General features: G+C 67.9%; 13 protein-coding genes. 6 read left to right on the forward strand and 7 right to left on the reverse strand.

Annotation, left to right across the window (positions count from 1 at the left end; genetic code table 11):
* Positions 1–83: 83 nt before the first annotated feature.
* The 4 genes from SIDU_RS10320 to SIDU_RS10335 all read right to left on the reverse strand — a co-directional run bounded on the left by SIDU_RS10320 (position 84) and on the right by SIDU_RS10335 (position 6,175).
* The gene (locus SIDU_RS10320) at positions 84–1,865 is read right to left on the reverse strand and encodes a sensor domain-containing diguanylate cyclase (RefSeq protein ID WP_037507993.1); all 1,782 of its coding nucleotides are present in this window, start codon (positions 1,863–1,865) and stop codon (positions 84–86) included.
* A gap of 66 nt (positions 1,866–1,931) precedes the next feature.
* Entirely contained in the window at positions 1,932–3,398 is a 1,467-nt protein-coding gene (locus tag SIDU_RS10325) for an FGGY family carbohydrate kinase (RefSeq protein WP_007688629.1), read from the reverse strand.
* Complete coding sequence (locus SIDU_RS10330) at positions 3,395–4,903, reverse strand: glycerol-3-phosphate dehydrogenase (protein WP_007688627.1); 1,509 nt, start codon at positions 4,901–4,903, stop codon at positions 3,395–3,397. The genes SIDU_RS10325 and SIDU_RS10330 overlap by 4 nt, the downstream gene beginning before the upstream one ends.
* A gap of 57 nt (positions 4,904–4,960) precedes the next feature.
* Positions 4,961–6,175: a phospholipase D-like domain-containing protein gene (locus SIDU_RS10335; protein ID WP_007688626.1), complete on the reverse strand. Its 1,215-nt coding sequence runs from the start codon at positions 6,173–6,175 to the stop codon at positions 4,961–4,963.
* Positions 6,176–6,294: 119 nt separating this feature from the next.
* On the opposite strand from SIDU_RS10335, the gene rpoZ reads away from it, so the two are divergent.
* On the forward strand, positions 6,295–6,639 hold the full coding sequence (gene rpoZ, locus SIDU_RS10340; RefSeq protein WP_007688625.1) for a DNA-directed RNA polymerase subunit omega: 345 nt from the start codon (positions 6,295–6,297) through the stop codon (positions 6,637–6,639).
* Between the two features lie 208 nt (positions 6,640–6,847).
* On the opposite strand, the gene SIDU_RS10345 is transcribed toward rpoZ, so the two are convergent.
* On the reverse strand, positions 6,848–7,441 hold the full coding sequence (locus SIDU_RS10345; protein WP_007688624.1) for a nitroreductase family protein: 594 nt from the start codon (positions 7,439–7,441) through the stop codon (positions 6,848–6,850).
* A 421-nt stretch (positions 7,442–7,862) separates the two neighbouring features.
* Here SIDU_RS10345 and SIDU_RS10350 point away from each other — a divergent pair, with 421 nt between their 5' ends.
* The 4 genes from SIDU_RS10350 (at position 7,863) to SIDU_RS10365 (ending at position 13,884) form a co-directional block, all read left to right on the forward strand.
* Positions 7,863–11,180 (forward strand): glycosyltransferase, encoded by a 3,318-nt coding sequence (locus SIDU_RS10350; protein ID WP_007688622.1) that lies wholly within the window; start codon positions 7,863–7,865, stop codon positions 11,178–11,180.
* A gap of 41 nt (positions 11,181–11,221) precedes the next feature.
* Positions 11,222–11,665 (forward strand): PDZ domain-containing protein, encoded by a 444-nt coding sequence (locus SIDU_RS10355; RefSeq protein WP_007688620.1) that lies wholly within the window; start codon positions 11,222–11,224, stop codon positions 11,663–11,665.
* Positions 11,662–12,345 (forward strand): winged helix-turn-helix domain-containing protein, encoded by a 684-nt coding sequence (locus SIDU_RS10360; protein WP_007688619.1) that lies wholly within the window; start codon positions 11,662–11,664, stop codon positions 12,343–12,345. Before SIDU_RS10355 ends, SIDU_RS10360 begins: the two co-directional genes overlap by 4 nt.
* 246 nt (positions 12,346–12,591) lie before the next feature.
* Positions 12,592–13,884, forward strand: coding sequence for a sensor histidine kinase (locus SIDU_RS10365; RefSeq protein WP_007688618.1), 1,293 nt, complete (start codon positions 12,592–12,594; stop codon positions 13,882–13,884).
* A gap of 130 nt (positions 13,885–14,014) precedes the next feature.
* Here the strand turns inward: SIDU_RS10365 and SIDU_RS20230 are convergent, their stop codons facing one another.
* Positions 14,015–14,146, reverse strand: coding sequence for a hypothetical protein (locus tag SIDU_RS20230; protein ID WP_257787138.1), 132 nt, complete (start codon positions 14,144–14,146; stop codon positions 14,015–14,017).
* Between the two features lie 46 nt (positions 14,147–14,192).
* Here SIDU_RS20230 and SIDU_RS10370 point away from each other — a divergent pair, with 46 nt between their 5' ends.
* Positions 14,193–15,182, forward strand: a complete 990-nt coding sequence (locus tag SIDU_RS10370) for a LacI family DNA-binding transcriptional regulator (protein WP_007688616.1) — start codon at positions 14,193–14,195, stop codon at positions 15,180–15,182.
* A gap of 87 nt (positions 15,183–15,269) precedes the next feature.
* Here SIDU_RS10370 and SIDU_RS10375 read toward each other — a convergent pair whose 3' ends face one another.
* Positions 15,270–17,216 carry a glycosyltransferase gene (locus SIDU_RS10375; protein WP_007688614.1) on the reverse strand — a complete coding sequence of 649 codons (1,947 nt, stop codon included), beginning with the start codon at positions 17,214–17,216 and terminating at the stop codon, positions 15,270–15,272.
* Between the last annotated feature and the right edge of the window lies 1 nt (position 17,217).

Genomic DNA, 17,217 nt, shown 5'->3' on the forward strand with positions numbered 1-17,217 from the left:
TTCGGCCCGCCATTATCCCCGTCGCGCTGCTGCGCGCGCCCAACCGCCGGGAGGGCGCTTCGTCCAGAGGGTCCAAACGCTCCCTACGCCGCCAGGCGCAGGCAGTTCCGTCCGCTGTGCTTGGCGTTGTAGAGCGCCTTGTCCGCCGCCTCCAGCACCGCCTGAGCGTCGCTCTGGCTGCCCAGCCCGACCAAGCCCGCGCTGAACGTCACCGGGATCACCTCGCCCGAATCGATCTGAACCGGATGGGCCGTCACCATTTCGCGCAGCCTTTCGCAGATCATGCTCGCCCGCACGACATCCGTGCCGCTCAGCAATATGGCGAATTCCTCGCCGCCCAGACGGCCGATGCTGTCGCCGCCGCGCAGCCCCGGACGCAGCCGCTCCACGAAACCCGCCAGCACGCGGTCGCCCGCGCCATGGCCATAGCAATCGTTGACCGCCTTGAAATGATCGATGTCGATCAGCAACAGGCAGGCCCGCGCACCGTGGCGGACGCGCAGCATCTCCTCCTCCAGCTTTTCCAGGAAGGCCCGGCGGGTGTCCGCCCCGGTCAGCGAATCCAGCGCCGCCACCTGCTGAAGCGCGCGTTGCCGCGCCTTGTGCCGGGACATGTCGCGGATCGTGCTGACGACGCCGGTAGGCAGGCCGCGTTCGTCAACGACGGCCCGAGCCACCATCTCGCACCATTCGCTGCCCTGCGCGGAGATGAAGGGACGGAATTCCACCGTCTGCACCTCTCCCGGCTGGTCCAGCGCGCGGTCCAGCGTCGCGATCACCTGGTCCCGGTCCGCCGGGTCGACCAGATTGGCGGCATCCTGGCCGATCAGCAGTTCCGGGGCGCAGCCGATCTGCTCCGCCGCGGCGGGGGAGGCATATTCGATCACGCCGCCGACGCTGATGTTGAGCACCACGTCGCCGCTATTTTCCGCAATGGCGCGGTAGCGCGCCTCGCTTTCCTGCAACATCTGGAACAGGCGGCGGCGGCTGTTCAGTTCCGCCGCGATCGGCATGGACAGCAGGAAGCTGAAGGCCAGGAAAAGCTGGAAGAACTGCATCCGCTCGCCCAGCGTGCCGGGGATCATGTACAGCGGGCCGTGGCCGGTCATGGTCGCCATGCCGCCGATCATGGCCAGGATCATGACCGAAGCCGCCGCGCCCAGATTGCCCAGGCGGAACACGATGGCGACCATCGGCAGCAGCAGCGCGAACAGCAACGGATAGCGCGCCGCATAGAAGACGAAGGCGGTCGCCAGCGCAAAGAGCAGCAACAGCCCCAGCGCCTCCCACTTGCCCCGGGGCGGGGTCTGGCCGAACCAGCGCCGCAATTCGCCCCGCATCAGCATCATCAGGATCGGCGTGCAGGTCAGCCCGCCCAGCACATGCCCGGTATACCATTGCAGCAGCGACGAGGCGAAGGGCACCGTCGTCAGCGCCGACGCGACCGTGGCGGCGGCCAGGCCCGCGATCAGATTGGCCGGGCCGCAGAGCGCCAGGATGAAGACGAACAGCCGCTGCATCGATCCGGCGAATTTGCCGCCCGGCGCGAAGCGGCGGCAGATCAGCGCGACGATCACCGCTTCCAGCAGGTTGATGACCGCCATCGGCACGGCGGCGAGCGTCCCCATGCCCCACAGGGCGGTCGACAGCGCGCTCGCCACGCCGCAGACGATCAGCGCGCAGGGCCAGGCGCCGGCTCGCGACGTCAGCAGATAGGCCATGAGCAGCGCATTGGCGCCCCAGATGAAGGCCAGTCCCCCTTCGAAGCGCGAACTGGCCAGCGCCAGCGCCGCCATGAGGAAATAGGCGCAACCCAAAGCGAGCGGCGCAAGGCGGGAAGAAGGATGTTGAAGAGACGTCTGCATGTTCCGCCCCGCATTAGACGCTTATCGTTAAAATATACTCACGATTCCGAATATACACGCGAGAAATCACGCACAGGCCAGCAGCGCATGCCAACGCCGCAGCCTTTCGTTCCTGGCATCGTCCGGCAAGGCCGGCATGAAGCATCGCCGTTCCGCCCGCATCGCCGCGGCTGCCGCGGCTAGGGAGGGAAACAGGCCCGCGCCCACCGCCGCCAGCATCGCCGCGCCCCTGGCGGTCGTCTCCACATCGGCGGGGCGATCCACGGGGAGGTCCAGAATGTCGGCCAGATCCTGCGCGATCCAGTCGTTGGCGCTCATCCCGCCGTCGATGCACAGGGTTCGCCAGGGCATGCCGTCCGCCGCGAACGCGCCGGCCAGGTCGTGAAGCTGGTGGGAGAGCGATTCGAGCGCCGCGCGCACGATATGCGCCCGCTTCGTGCCCAGCGTCAGCCCATGGATCGTCCCCTTCGCGTCGGCGCGCCAGTGCGGCGCGCCCAACCCCGCCAATGCGGGCAGCATGGCGACGCCGCCGCTGTCCGGCACCGAACGGGCCAGCGCTTCGCTTTCCTCCGCCGTGGCGATCAGGCGCAGTTCGTCGCGCATCCACTGGACCAGGCTGCCCGCGACGAACAGCGATCCTTCCAGCGCATAGCTCGTCTCGCCCGGCAGGCGGCAAAGCAGGGTGCCGAGCAGCCGATGCCGCGATACCGGCACGGCCCCGCCCATATGGGCAAGGACGAAGGCCCCGGTGCCCAATGTCGCCTTGGCGTCGCCCGGCGTCAGGCAGGCCTGGCCGATGGTCGCCGCCTGCTGATCCCCCATCAGTCCCCGGATCGCGATCGGCTGGCCGAACCATTCGGCCTGCGTCGCGCCAAAGGCGCCGATATTGTCGACGATCTCCGGCAGGGCCTGCGGCGGCACGCCGAACAGGTCGCACAGGCCGATGTCCCAATCCGTGCCGTCCAGCGCCATCAACTGGGTTCGGCTGGCATTGCTGGCGTCGCTGACATGCTGTCCGCCGGTCAGCTTCCACATCAGCCAGCTTTCGATGGTGCCGAAGGCGAGCCTGGCTCCCGCCTCCGCCACGGCGGGCGCATGGTCCAGAAGCCAGCGCATCTTCGTCGCGGAGAAATAGGGATCGAGCACCAGTCCCGTCCGCCGCTGGACCGCCTCCTCCTCCCCCGCCTCGCGCAGGGCGGCGCAATGACCGGCGGTGCGGCGGTCCTGCCAGACGATGGCGGGGGCCAGCGGCTCGCCTGTCCGTCGGTCCCAGGCGACCACGGTTTCGCGCTGGTTGGTGATGCCGATGGCGGCGACCCGATCCGCCCCGCCCGCCAGCGCCACCATGTCGCGCGCGCAGGCCAGGGTCTTTTCCCAGATCTCCGTCGCATCATGCTCGACCCAGCCGGGCTGGGGATAATATTGGCTGAGGTCCGCCTGCGCCATGCCCAGCCGCCGCCCGTCCGGGGCGTAGAGCATCGCCCGGGTGGACGTCGTGCCCTCGTCCAGCACCAATATCGGCCGCTCGCTCATCCCGTCTCCCCCAGCCACTCGCGGACATGCGCCTTCTGCCCCGCGTCCAGACGCAGCCCCAGCTTCGTCCGTCGCCATAATATGTCGTCGGCCGTCATCGCCCATTCGCGCGCCACCAGATAGCGCAGCTCCGCCTCCGTCAGGCCGTGGCCGAAATGCGTGCCCAGCCCGTCCATGTCCCGCGCCCCGTCCAGCCAATCCCAGGCGCGGGTGCCATAGGCGCAGGCGATCCGCTCCACCGAGGCATAGTCCAGGAAAGGATAGTCGCAGCCCAGGTCCGCGATCAGCCGGTCGCGCCCCTGCATCGGGAAGTCGCCGCCCGGCAGCGCCGCCTTCGCGGTCCAGTCGCCGCCCGACAGGCTGGGGAGAAAGGGCTTCAGCATCGCCACCGCCTCCCCGGCGAGGCGGCGATAGGTGGTGATCTTGCCGCCGAACAGGCTGAGCAGCGGCGCCTCTCCGTCCGGCGCGTCAAGCTCCAGCCGGTAGCCCCGCGTCGCCGCTTCCGGTCGACCGGAGCCGTCGTCGACCAGCGGGCGGACCCCGGCATAGGACCACAGCACATGCTGCGGCGCGATGGTCCTTCGGAAATAGCGGTTCGCCCCGTCGCAGAGATAGGCGATCTCTTCGGGATCGGGCCGGACGTTGTCGACCGATCCCCCATGGTCGCGGTCCGTCGTGCCGATCAGGGTGAAGTCGCGCTCATAGGGCAGGGCAAAGAAGATGCGGCCGTCGGGCAGTTGGAAGAAATAGGCGAAGCCGTGGTCGAACAGGCGCGGCACGACGATATGCGATCCGCGCACCAGCCGCATGTGGCGGTCCGTCTCGCCATGGGCGCGATGGAGCAGGTCCAGCGCCAGCGGCCCGGCGGCGTTGACCACGGCGCGGGCGCGGAAGCGCGGCGTCGTTCCGTCGCCTGCCTGCGCATGGATCGTCCAGCCGCCGCCTTCCCGCTCCAGCCGCCGCACGTCCGTCCGGGTGCGCACCTCCGCGCCCCGGTCGGCGGCATCGCGGGCGTTCAGGATGACGAGGCGCGCATCGTCCACCCAGCCGTCGGAATAGACGAAGGCCGTGCCGAAGCCTGTTTTCAGCGGCCGCCCGGCCGGATGCCGGCGCAGGTCGACGCTCTGGGTCGGCGGCAGGGCACGGCGGCCGCCCATATGGTCATAGGCGAACAGGCCAAGGCGCAGTATCCAGCGCGGCCGCAGCCCCGGCACCCAGGGCAGCACGAAGCGCAACGGATGGATGATGTGCGGCGCGATCGCCCAGAGCCGCTCGCGTTCCGCCAGCGATTCGCGCACCAGGCCGAACTCCCGATGCTCCAGATAGCGCAGCCCGCCATGGATCAGCTTGGTGGAGGCGGAGGAGGTGCCCTGCGCCAGGTCGCCGCGCTCCAGCAGCAACACCCGCGCACCGCGCCCGGCCGCATCGCGCGCCACGCCGCAGCCGTTGACGCCGCCGCCGATCACGGCGAGGTCGTAGGCCGCCGGGTCCGTCTCCCTTGTCACGCCGCCACCCTAGCGCGCTTCCGGGGCGGGGGGAACCGCAACGGCTCTGTCCCCGCCCTAATCGGCATCCGGGTCGCGGAAATTGAGCCGGCGGGTCACGGTGTAATCCAGCACGCCGACCAGGAAATAGCTGATCCACTGCTTGACCAGCGTCGGCAGGCTGCGCTGAGCGCGGTGCGTTTCCAGCGTGACCTGGCGGCTTTGCGCGACCCGCCGGTCGACCAGGGCGCGCATCGCCTGGGCAAAACCGGGATCTTCGACGCGCAGCATGATCTCCAGGTTCAGGAACAGGCTGCGCATGTCGAAATTGGCCGATCCGACATAGACCGCATCGTCCACCACGATCAGCTTCATGTGCAGCTTGCAGGGCTGATATTCCCAGATTTCCACGCCGCGCTTGAGCAGCGGGCCGTAGAGCAGGCGCGCCGCCGCGACGGTGGCGCCATTGTCGGACCTGGAGGGCAGGACGAGGCGCGATCCCTTCCGCCGCGCCGCCCGGGCGATGCGCTTCAACATGCCGCGGCCCGGCGAGAAATAGGCCTCCACCATGTCGAGCCGCCGCGCCCGCTCCAGATCGTGTTTCACAAGCTGCGCCCAGGGGCTGAGCCGCCGGGTGGGGCCGCCGATCACCCAGCGGATCGGATCGCCTGCCTTCGGATGGAGGGGGCTGTGCCAGTTGCGCACCATGCGGCGCAGCGTGCGGAAACGCTGCCCGCGGGTCGAGACCCAGCGCCAGAGCTGGCCATACCAGCTCGTCATCGCCTGCACCTGCGGCCCTTCGACCAGCAGGCCCAGATCGTGCCAGCAATCCTCCTCCGGAATGCCGAAATAGCCGTCCTCGACATTGAAGCCGCCCATCAGCAGCCGCCGGTCGTCGGCGATCGCCAGCTTCTGGTGGTTGCGGATCAGGTAGCGCATCGAGCGGCGCGCGCCGAAGCGGCCGAAATGCCCGCCCGCCGCCAGCAGCGGATCGAAGAAGGCGAGCGGCGTCGATCCCGATCCGAAGGCGTCGATCATCAGCGTGACCGCAACGCCGCGCCCCCGCGCCGCGATCAGCCGGTCGAGGACGAGTTGCCCGCTGCCGTCCGCGGCGAAGATGTAATAATAGAGCTTGAGGCTTTCCTGCGCGCCGTCGATCAGGTCCACCAGCGCCTGGCGCAGCGCCGGTCCCGTCTCTATCACGCGCAGGCGGTCGCCATGCAGCGACAGGCCGATCTGCCCCTCACCTGGCCCCTCGCCTGGCCCCGGCTCTGCCTGCTGGATGCTCGCCATGCTCCGTTCATGCCCTCATTCGGGGCGGCTGGCCACAGTTTATGGGCTTTTCATTGACTCTTAAGACCTGCGCTGTTAGGCGCGCCTTTCACGATTTCTCTTGGTTCAGGAGCGCCCGTTTGGCCCGCGTTACCGTCGAAGATTGCGTCGACAAGGTTACCAACCGTTTTGACCTCGTCCTGCTTGCCGCGCAGCGCGCCCGCGAGATTTCCGGCGGCGCCGAGCTGACGCTGGATCGCGACCGCGACAAAAACCCGGTCGTCGCCCTGCGCGAGATCGCGGAGGAGACCGTCCTGCCGGTGGATCTGCACGATTCGCTCGTCGCATCGCTGCAGAAGGTGCAGATCGACGACGACGACACGCCGGACGAAATCGGTTCGATCGCCCAGTCGGCGGAGGCCCTGCGCCTGACCGCCGCCGCCCCGCCGCGCAACCAGAATATCGGCGGCGATTACGACGGCTGATCCGCTTACCAGTTTGGAGAGGGAATGAGGCTCGGCCTGCGCAAGCGGGACCGGGCCTCACCATTTTTGGGGTTGGTTGAAGATGGCAGTCGATCATTAGGATCGACATTCAGTTCAGGGCGAACCGAAGGCCCCGCCAGTAATGATGCAAGGCCGTGTTCCTGCGCAGGCAGGAACCCAGGCCTGAGGTTGGAACCGCGCTCCCGCCTTATGCGGGGAAATTGCCCGCCGTGACGAATTCCGCAATGTCCTTGCGGCCGCTCGGCGCCTCGCGCTCCTGGAGCGCTTCGGGAAGGATCGCCTTGTCGGCGATGCGGCCGATGGCGACGGCGGCCTCGATCCGGAAGCGATCCGGCACGCCCAGTTCCGCCCGCGCCTTGTCGAAATCGACGCCCGTCATCGCATGGCTGTGATAGCCCATCCGGGTCGCCTGCAACGCCAGCAGCGCCCAGGCCGCGCCGGCATCGAAGCTGTGGCTGTGCGAGGGCTTGAAATCTTCCGATCCCGGCGCGGCGATCAGCGTGTCGGACAGGATGAACAGCAGCGCCGAGGCATTCTGCACCCATGCCTGGTTGAAAGGCATCAGCAGCCCCAGGAAGCGGCCCCAGTCGACGCTGTCGCGGGTGGCGTAGAGCAGGCGCCAGGGCTGATAGTTGAAGGCGGAGGGCGCCCAGCGCGCCGCGTCGAAGATCGTGTCCAGATCCTCCTGCGGGATCGCGGAGGAATCGAAGGCGCGCGGCGACCAGCGATCGAGGAAAAGCGGTTCGACGGCGCGCGTCACGGCACGGGGACTGGCTGACATGGAAACTCCCTGAAAATCATGGAACGTGCGGACGATGGCGGCGATATCGGATGTCGGGCGATGAAGGGCAAGACCGCCCGCGCATTTTCGGCGTGGAGTATGAACTGCCGCGGTTGGTTTGGGGGAAAGCCTATCCTATTCCTCCCCATCGAGAGATGGGGAGGGGGACCAGCCGAAGGCTGGTGGAGGGGAAATACGCAGGTCCCGCCATTTCCCCTCCACCACTGCCTTCGGCGGCGTCGAAGAGAGTCACGTGCCTCTCTTCGACCCTCCCCACGCTGCGCGCAGGGAGGAACTGACGTCCGCTCCCGCCCAATTCCCCGCGTTCGAATATATGACCGATATTTCATGAACGGCTCATCGGCTCGGCAGGGCGCGGCGGCTAAAGGCTGCGCTGCGAAACAGGGCGACAGCGCGAACCATGATCAGACCGATCTTCTTCGATCCTACCGGCCGCAGGGGGCTTTGGGCGCGGCGGCTGCTGGCGGGCGCGTTGCTGCTGATCCTGCTGGCCGCCTTCGCCTTCGCCACCACCCTGGTCGCCGTCCCATCGGAGGGCGACCTTGCCCTGCCGCTGCCCCAGCCGCATGCCGCCCGGCTGTCGGGCATATCCTCGCTGCGCCGGGGCATCGCCAGATGGCTGCCGCGTTGGGGCGGGCATCGCGCGCAGGCCCGGCCGCTGAACGTCGGCTTCTACATGCCGGGCGATGAAAGCAGCATCGCCTCCCTGCGCCGCCATGTCGGGCAGTTGGACTGGGTGGTGCCGGCGCTGATCAGCGTGCCCGGCGCCGGCAAGCCGATCCATGTCGCGGCCGACGCGGCGTTCGACCGCATGATCGCCGCCATGCCCCGCCCGCCCAGGGTGCTGCCCATGGTGCAGAATATCGGCAGCGAAAGCTGGGACGGCGCGGGCGCGGCGCGGCTGCTGCGCAATGCCGTCGCGTCGCGGGCGCTGGCCCGTCAGCTGGGCGGCTATGTCGCCCGCCGCCATGAGGCGGGGCTGGTCATGGACTTCGAATCGCTGCCCGACAGCGCCATGCCCGGCTATCTGCGCTTCCTGCGCATGTTGCGCGTCGCCCTGCCGCAGGGCGCGAAGATCGCGCTGACGGTGCCCGCGGGGGAGCAAGGCTGGCCGCTGGCCCGCTTTGCCGCCGTGGCGGACCGGGTGATCCTGATGGATTACGACCAGCATTGGCAGGGCGGCCAGCCCGGCCCCATCGCCGCGCAGGGCTGGTTCGCCCGGCAGGCGGAGGCAGCGCTGCGCGCCATCGGCGCTGACAGGATCGTCGTCGCGCTCGGCAGCTATGCCTATGACTGGCATGGCGGGACCGCCGACGCCCTGTCGCTGGACGAGGCCTGGCTCGCCGCGCATGACAGCGCCGCCCGCCCGCTCTACGACGCGGCGAGCGGCAATGCGGGCTTCGCCTATGACGAGGCGGGGCAGCGCCACCAGATCTGGATGCTGGACGCCGCCGCGAGCTGGAACGAGTTGCTGGTGCTGAAGCGGCTCGGCATCCGGAGCGTCGCGCTGTGGCGGCTGGGCAGCGAAGACCCCGGCTTCTGGGCAGACCTGACCGCGTGGCGCACCGGCGGCCGGCCGAAGCTGGGCACGATGGCGAGCACGCTCAACACCGATGTCGAGGGTTCGGGCGAAATCCTGCGCATCACCGCCACGCCCGCGCAGGGCCATCGCGCCATCGCCTTCGGGCCGCAGGGGACCATCGAACAGGAAAGCTATGGCGCTCTGCCAACGCCTTATCAGGTGGAGCGCGCAGGCGGGCAGGACCGCAGGATGCTGGCCCTGACCTTCGACGACGGGCCGGATGCGGAATGGACGCCGAAGATATTGAAGGTGCTGGAGAGCACGCGCACGCCCGCCACTTTCTTCGTCATCGGCGAAAACGCGCTGGAGCATCCGGGGCTGCTGCAACGGATCGTCGCGGACGGGGACGAGATCGGCAACCACACCTACGACCATCCGAACCTCGCCACCTGGTCGGAGGAGCCGACCCGGTTGCAGCTCAACGCCACGCAGCGGCTGGTGCAGGCCTATACCGGGCGCGGCATGCGGCTGTTCCGCGCCCCCTATTTCGGCGATGCGGAACCGACCACGGCGGACGAGTTAGGCCCCGCGCTGGCGGCGCAGAAGCTGGGCTATACGGTGGTCGGCCTGCATGTCGATCCCAATGACTGGCAGCGCCCCGGCGCCGACGCCATAGTGCGGCAGGTGATCGACCAGGTGCATGCGGCCAGCGCCGACCGCTCCGCAAATATCGTCCTTCTGCATGACGGCGGGGGCGAGCGGTCGCAGACGGTGGCCGCGCTGCCCCGCATCATTGCGCAGTTGCGGGCGGAGGGCTATCGCTTCGTGCCGGTGTCGCAGCTTGCCGGGATTCCGGCGAAGGCGGCCATGCCGCCGGTCGGGGCCGGCGACCTGCTGGCGGTGCGGGTCGACGTCGCCGCCTTCGTGGCGCTGGCGACGCTGTCCGCGCTGCTGGGGTGGATTTTCTACGTCGCCATCTCGCTAGGGCTGGCGCGGGCGGTGCTGATGACCTTCCTCGCCTGGTTCCAGGCGCGGCGCGGCCGCCCCGCGCCGCCGGACCATCAGCCGACCGTCTCCGTCATCATCCCCGCCTATAATGAAGCGCGGGTCATCGAATCCTCGGTTCGCCGGGTGCTGGCCAGCCAATATCCGGGGCTGCAACTGATCGTCGCGGACGACGGGTCAAGGGACGCCACCAGCGCCATCGTGGCGCAGGCCTTCGCCGACGATCCCCGCGTGACGCTGCTGACGCTCCCGAACGGCGGCAAGGCGGCGGCGCTGAACCGGGCGCTGGCGCAAGCGACCGGAGAGATCGTCATCGCGCTGGACGCCGACACCCAGTTCGAGCCGCAGACGATCGCCCGGCTCGCCCGCTGGTTCGCCGATCCGGCGCTGGGCGCGGTCGCGGGCGATGCGCGGGTGGGCAATCGCGTCAACCTCGTCACCCGCTGGCAGGCGGTGGAATATATCACCGCGCAGAATCTGGAGCGCCGGGCGCTGGCCGGGTTCGACGCCATGACCGTGGTGCCCGGCGCGGTCGGCGCGTGGCGGCGGGCGGCGCTGGACGCGGTGGGCGGCTATCCTGAAAATACGCTGGCGGAGGATCAGGATCTGACCATCGCGATCCAGCAGGCAGGCTGGCGCGTCACCTTCGATCCCGAAGCCGTCGCCTGGACCGAGGCGCCGGAAAGCTTCCGGGCGCTCGCCCGGCAGCGCTATCGCTGGGCGTTCGGCACGCTGCAATGCCTGTGGAAGCATCGCCGCATATTGCGCGACCGGCGGCCCACCGGGCTGGCGCTGGTGGGACTGCCGCAGGCGTGGCTGTTCCAGATAATGTTCGCCGCCATATCTCCCCTGATCGACCTGGCGCTGATCGCGTCCATCCTGGGCACCATCGTCCGGGTGAAGCAGCATGGCTGGGCGCAGACCAGCGGCGACGTCTGGACCATGGGGCTGTACTGGCTGGCCTTCACCGGCATCGACATGCTGTGCGGCTGGGTCGCCTATGCGCTCGACAATCGGGATGCGCGCTATCCGCCGCATCTGCTGGTGGCCCAGCGCTTCGTCTATCGCCAGATCATGTATTGGGTGGTGGTGCGGGCCATCGCGTCGGCCATCGGCGGCTGGGTCGTGGGCTGGGGCAAGCTGGAGCGGACGGGGCGGGTCGCCGTCCATGAAGGCCCGGCCGCGGCATGAACCGCGGCATGAACAAAGCGTAACATGACATGGCGGCTCCCATGGATCATCCTTCCGCCCATGAAAGCAGGCGCATGGACAGGCAGAGGCTGAGCAACGCGGCATCGGGCGTCCTTCTGGCGGCGCTGGCGCTCTGCGCGCTGGTCATGAGCGGCGCCTTCTTCCTGCACGTCCGCCATGCCGGCGACGACCGGATGGAGGCGGCCGCCGCGCAGGCCCGCGCCTTGCCCGGCATCACCCTCAGCAACGGCGTGCCGGACGGATCTGGGCTGGTCGTCACCAGCATGGAGACGGACGGCCAGGCGTCGCGGCTGGGCATCCGCGTCGGCGACGGCGTGGTCAGCCTGGACGGCATGCCGATCCGCTCGCTGGATCAGGCCAGCGCCTATCTGCTACGCCATGACCGATCCAGGATAGCGCTGGGCCTGAAGCATGCGCACCGGATGCGGGTGGTGATGCTGGACCGGCCGGGAGGAAAGAGATGAGCCACAAGATCTTGGTGGTGGAGGACGATGCGGCGACCGCCGCCTATGTCGCCAAGGGCATGGGCGAGGCGGGCTTCACCGTCGACCGGGCGGACAATGGCCGCGACGGCCTGTTCCTGGCGAGCGACGGCAGCTATGGCGCGATCATCCTGGACCGAATGATGCCGGCGATGGACGGCATGGCGATGCTGAAGGCCCTGCGCGCGGCGGAGATCGAAACGCCGGTCATCATCCTTTCCGCGCTGGGCACGCCGGAGGACCGTGTGGAGGGGCTGACCAGCGGCGCGGACGATTATCTGGCCAAGCCCTTCGCCTTCGCCGAGCTGATGGCCCGCGTCCAGTTGCTGCTGCGCCGGGGCGGCGGCGGCGGGGTCGTCACCCATTTGCGGCACGCGGACCTGGAGATGGACCTGCTTTCCCGCCGGGTGAAGCGGGGATCGCGCTCCGTCGACCTGCAACCGCGCGAGTTCCGCCTGCTGGAATATTTCCTGCGCCATCCAGACCAGGTGGTGACGCGAACCATGTTGCTGGAAGGCGTCTGGGACTATCATTTCGATCCCGGCACCAACGTCATCGACGTGCATGTCAGCCGCCTGCGTCGCAAGCTGGACGATGGCGGCGACAAGCCCCTGCTGCATACCGTGCGCGGCATGGGCTATCGGCTGGGGCCGGAGAGTTAGCGGCGTGCGGGAGGGCTCCACCGTCACCCCGGACTTGATCCGGGGTCCCGCTTTCTTTCGAGGTGCCCGCCTGGAAAAGGCAGCGGGACCCCGGGTCAAGCCCGGGGTGACGAAAGGGATGAAGGCAAACCACCCAAAAAAGGCCCTTTAGCAATCGCTAAGCCCCCTCCCTCCCGCCGCTGGTTCGGTTTTGCCCGTTCGACCATCGGGCGCTTCGTCGGCCTCGCCTTCCTCTGCCAGTTCCTGGTGACGGGCGGCGTGCTGTTGTTCGTGCAGCAGGCCAGCCAGCGCACCGTCGTCGCCGCCGACCGGCAGGCGGTGGAGGATGCCCGCGACGACCTGCTCGCGCTTCACCGCAGCGGCGGGTCGGCCGCCCTGCGCGCCGAGATCGCCCGACGATTCCGCGCCATAGAGGGGGAACGCGCCGTGTTGCTGCTGACCGACGCGGCCGGACGGCCGATCAGCGGCAATCTGGGCGCCTGGCCAGCCGGGCTGCCCGCCGACGGGCGCTGGCAGATCATGTCGCTCTACCGCACGGGCCGCGACGCGCCGGAGCCGATGGGCGTCATTCCCGTGAAGCTGGGGGACGGCGGGCAATTGCTGACCGGCATGGTGGTTTCCAACAGCCTGCAACTCACCCGCATCTATGAGGAGGCGCTGACCGTCGCCTTCGTCATGAGCCTGGTGCTGGCGCTGGGCATCGCGATCATGCTGGGCCGCATATTGGCGCGGCAGGTGTCGGACATCGCGGCGACCGCCAATGACGTCGCCGTCGGCGCGCTCGACCGGCGGGTGCCGACCGACGGCAGCGGCGACGCCTTCGACCGGCTCGGCCAGTCGATCAACGCCATGCTGGAACGGATCGATGCGCTGGTGACGCAGCTTCGCATGATGACCGACGGCCTTGCCCACGACCTCAAATCCCCGGTGACGCGCCTCATTTCCGTGGTCGAGCAGGCCAGCGCCCAGACGCGGGACGACACCGCGCTGGATGCGCTGGAAAAGGTGCATCATGAAGCGCAGACGCTGCGTTCCATGCTGACCACCGCGCTGCTCATCAGCCGGACCGAGGCAGGCTTCGGCGGCGACCGACGGCGCGATACCCAGGTCGCGGAACTGCTGCGCGACGTGGAGGAAATCTACGGTCCGCTGGTGGAGGATAGCGGCCTTGCGCTGGCCGTTTCCGCGCCTGACGCGCTGGTCTTTCCGCTCCATCGCGAACTGGTGAGCCAGTCGCTCGCCAATCTGGTCGAAAACGCGCTCTATTATGCGGAGGGCGGCGACCGCATCGAATTGAGCGCGGCGATCGAGAATGGCGACCTGCTGATCGCCGTGGCCGACAATGGCCCAGGCATCCCGGCGGAGAGCCGTGCTGCCGCCCTGAGGCGCTTCGGTCGGCTCGACCCGGCGCGGGGCAGGCCGGGATCTGGGCTGGGCCTGTCGCTGGTGGAGGCGGTGGCGCGGCTGCATCATGGCGGAGTGGCGCTGGAGGACAACGCCCCCGGCCTGAAAGTGCTGCTGACGCTGCGTCGATCCTGAAAAAAGCGCATCCCGGGCAACGACCTGAAGCGTGCAGTTCATCCGACCGCCGCCCGGGATGACAGCCGTTGTCCTGCTTGGAGAGTATGACAACGTTGTCTTGTCGCTCTAGCCCAGCGCCGATGGCCGATCAAGAAGATTTTTCACGACGATGGGCATCGATCTGCCGATCGGAGCGCCATGGTTGCGGTTCCGGCACAACCATGATGGCTTTGCCTGTCGATTGTCCGGGTAAACGTTGTTTCCTCGCTTCGCCTTCCATGGCAAGACCGGCTTATGACCGCTCCTCCTTCCGACCGGCATCGCTGATGCCCAGCATCCACGACGTCGCGGCCCTGGCCCGCGTATCGATCAAGACCGTGTCCCGCGTGGTCAACAAGGCGCCCAATGTCAGCGAGGAGCTGCGCGAACGGGTGACGGCGGCGATCCGCCAGCTTGGATACCGGCCCAACCAGTCGGCGCGGCGGCTGGCTGGGGGCCGGTCCTTCATGATCGCCTTCCTCTACAACAACCCCGCGCCTTCCTATAATGGCGGCATCCAGTCGGGCGCGGCGAACCGATGCCGGGATCTGGGCTATCACCTGGTGGTGGAGCCGATGCCGCTGGCGGGGGAGGAACGCTTCGCCATTCTCGACCGCCTGGTCGCGGCGCTGCGGCCCGACGGGGTCTTCCTGGTGCCGCCGCTGTCCGACGACGCGCAATTGCTCCAGCGCCTGTCCGAACTGAAGCTGCCCTGCGCCCGCATCGCCGGATCGGTGATGGCGGAGAGCTTCAACATCCCGACGCCGGAACGGGCGGCGGGGCGGATGGTCGCGGATCATCTGATCGGTCTTGGCCATCGCCGCATCGGCGTGATCACCCCGCCCGCCAGCCACAAGGCGGCGATGCAGCGCGTCGAGGGCTTTCGCGACGGCATGATCGCGGCGAGCCTGCTCCTGGAGGAGGGGCTGTTCGTCGAAGGGGCCTTCGATTTCGAGTCGGGCATAAAGGCCGGCGAGCATTTGCTGACCCAGGGCCAGCGCCCCACCGCGATCTTCGCGACCAATGACGACATGGCGCTCGGCGCGCTGACGGTGGCGCACCGGCTGAAGCTGCGCGTGCCGGAGGATCTGTCGGTGGTCGGCTTCGACGACACGCCCGCCGGCCTTACGGCCTGGCCGCCCCTCACCACCGTCAGCCAGCCGCTGGAGGCGATGGGCAGCGCCGTGATCGACGCGCTGGCGGGGGGCGCGGCCGACACGCCGCACTTCAGCTTCAGGCTGGTGCAGCGGGACAGTTCCGGACCGGCGCCGGCATGACGCATGGCGCGACGGGAGATGGGGCAATAATATCGGTGGCCATGCTGGCGCCGATTGTCGCCGCATCCGATCAGTCGCCGCATCCGATCAGTTCAGCGCCAGCCCCCTGATCAGCGCCAGGACGCTGCCCAGCGTGGACACGTCGGGCGTGCGCATGCGATCGCCGGCAAACTGGAAATGTGTAAGCGCAACCTGCTGCTGGGGCGAAAGGAGGATCTTTGCCCCGACGACGCGATCCGTGATCCGCGCGATGATCGCCGGAACCTCCCCCAATTCCCTGATGGAAATCGTGCCCCTGTCGCCTATGCGCCAACCGCCTTCATTGGCAAAGGCCACGCCGCTGGAGGAAATGTCGAGCAGCCGGACCGGAGTGGCGCTGTCCCCTGCGTTGAAAAGCGCCGTTCCGCTGATGGGGGCGCGTTCTTCCGCCCTTCGGGGTTTTTCGATGCAGACGATGATCGCGATGATGCAGACAAGGACGTTGTATATGCTCCAGAACGCCACGACGTCTTTCTGTTCGGAGAAGAAGGTGGGCGCCAGCGGCGAGCCATAGCTGAACAGCATCCCGCCCGCCGTCAGCAGCAGGACGACCGCAAAGCGCGAAAGCAATTTCCAGTGGATCACCGTCCGGGAACGGTCGCCGCCCTTGTTGGTCACCTTGAACGGACGTTCCCCAGGGAACAGCAGGGTGTGGCAGGATGCCGCCACAATCTCTGGCGCGACCAGCAACTGGGACGTGTCCGTCAACAGCGGCAGGATGCGGCCGTTGGAATACCAGCTGATGGCGAAGGCTTCCACCAGGATCCTGGGCAGCAGGAAAGTCGCAAGCTCGCCGATCGGCGCATCCATGACGGTAAGGCCCGTCAACCAATAGAGGATCGGCACCAGCAGACAGGCGAGGCGAAAGGGAAAGCTGCCCATCCAGTAGAGCAGGGTTTCCATCAGGCTCATCCTGTCGATCCAGTTCAGCCCCTTGCGCGAAAACAGGCCGTCGGCGCTGCGCATGATCTGCATCGCGCCGATGCACCAGCGGATGCGCTGGGTGCAATATTCGCCGATTCCCTCCGGCGCGAGGCCAAGGCTGAGCTTTTCGTTCAGATAGGCGGTCACGAAGCCATGCTCCTTCATGCGGATCGACAGCAGCATGTCTTCGGTAATGCTGTCGGTAGGGAAGCCGCCAATCCGGGCAAGCGCGCCGGTGCGGACGACCGACGATGTCCCACAGGAAAAAGCCGTGCCCCATCCGTCCTTGGCGGGCAGCAAAGTGTCGAAGAAGAATCGCTGCTCGTCGGGCAGGTCCAGATGCCCCTTGATCCTGTGCTGCAATGGATCGGGGTTGAAGAAGTGCTGCGGCGTCTGCACCACCCCCACGGCGGGATCCTGGAACAGCGCCAGGCAATGGGACATGAAATTGGGCAGCGCGACGAAATCCGCATCCAATATGGCGACGAAATCCGGCATCTCGCCGCGCGCCGCCAGGGTCGTCATGCCCGCATTCATATTGCCGGCCTTGGCATGAACATTGTCCGGGCGCGTCAGCCATTCCACCTGGCGGCGGCGGCACAGCGCCTCCACCTCCGGCCGGCGGCCATCGTCCAGCAGGTAGACCTTCGCCGGATAATTCTGGTTGAGCGCGCCGGTGATCGTGCGGTCGAGAATGCCTATATCTTCATTATAGGTGCAGATGAAGATCGCCGCGCTGGGCCTGTTGGCGTGCAGCCAGCGTATGTTGCTGCTGACGTCCTTCAGGCGGTCGCGCCTTCGCGTCAGCACGACCAGGACCAGCACCCCGCCCAGCGTGGAGCAGACCTCCAGCATGAAGAAGCCGGCGGAAAGCAGCGCGGAAACCGGCCTATCCAGATCGAGCGTGGCGAGCAGGCGCCATATCATGTAGATCAGGATCGATCCGATCGCGGCGGCGCTGACGATCAGCCGATGCAGGCGGTTGGCTGGGTCGAGTTGCGGAAACACCAGCAGGCAAAGGCCCAGGGTGGCGAGGCCCCAGAAATAGGAGGGGATCTCGACGATGTTCATG

The organism is Sphingobium indicum B90A (assembly GCF_000264945.2).
GTDB classification, from domain to species: Bacteria; Pseudomonadota; Alphaproteobacteria; order Sphingomonadales; family Sphingomonadaceae; genus Sphingobium; species Sphingobium indicum.

Excerpts from the sequence above, each read along its gene's own strand:
- SIDU_RS10370 (WP_007688616.1), top strand. The coding sequence starts at position 14,193 with ATGCCCAGCATCCACGACGTCGCGGCCCTGGCCCGCGTATCGATCAAG.
- SIDU_RS10345 (WP_007688624.1), bottom strand. The coding sequence starts at position 7,441 with ATGTCAGCCAGTCCCCGTGCCGTGACGCGCGCCGTCGAACCGCTTTTC.
- SIDU_RS20230 (WP_257787138.1), bottom strand. The coding sequence starts at position 14,146 with ATGGAAGGCGAAGCGAGGAAACAACGTTTACCCGGACAATCGACAGGC.
- SIDU_RS10355 (WP_007688620.1), top strand. The coding sequence starts at position 11,222 with ATGGATCATCCTTCCGCCCATGAAAGCAGGCGCATGGACAGGCAGAGG.
- SIDU_RS10375 (WP_007688614.1), bottom strand. The coding sequence starts at position 17,216 with ATGAACATCGTCGAGATCCCCTCCTATTTCTGGGGCCTCGCCACCCTG.
- SIDU_RS10350 (WP_007688622.1), top strand. The coding sequence starts at position 7,863 with ATGATCAGACCGATCTTCTTCGATCCTACCGGCCGCAGGGGGCTTTGG.
- SIDU_RS10335 (WP_007688626.1), bottom strand. The coding sequence starts at position 6,175 with ATGGCGAGCATCCAGCAGGCAGAGCCGGGGCCAGGCGAGGGGCCAGGT.
- SIDU_RS10360 (WP_007688619.1), top strand. The coding sequence starts at position 11,662 with ATGAGCCACAAGATCTTGGTGGTGGAGGACGATGCGGCGACCGCCGCC.
- SIDU_RS10320 (WP_037507993.1), bottom strand. The coding sequence starts at position 1,865 with ATGCAGACGTCTCTTCAACATCCTTCTTCCCGCCTTGCGCCGCTCGCT.
- SIDU_RS10325 (WP_007688629.1), bottom strand. The coding sequence starts at position 3,398 with ATGAGCGAGCGGCCGATATTGGTGCTGGACGAGGGCACGACGTCCACC.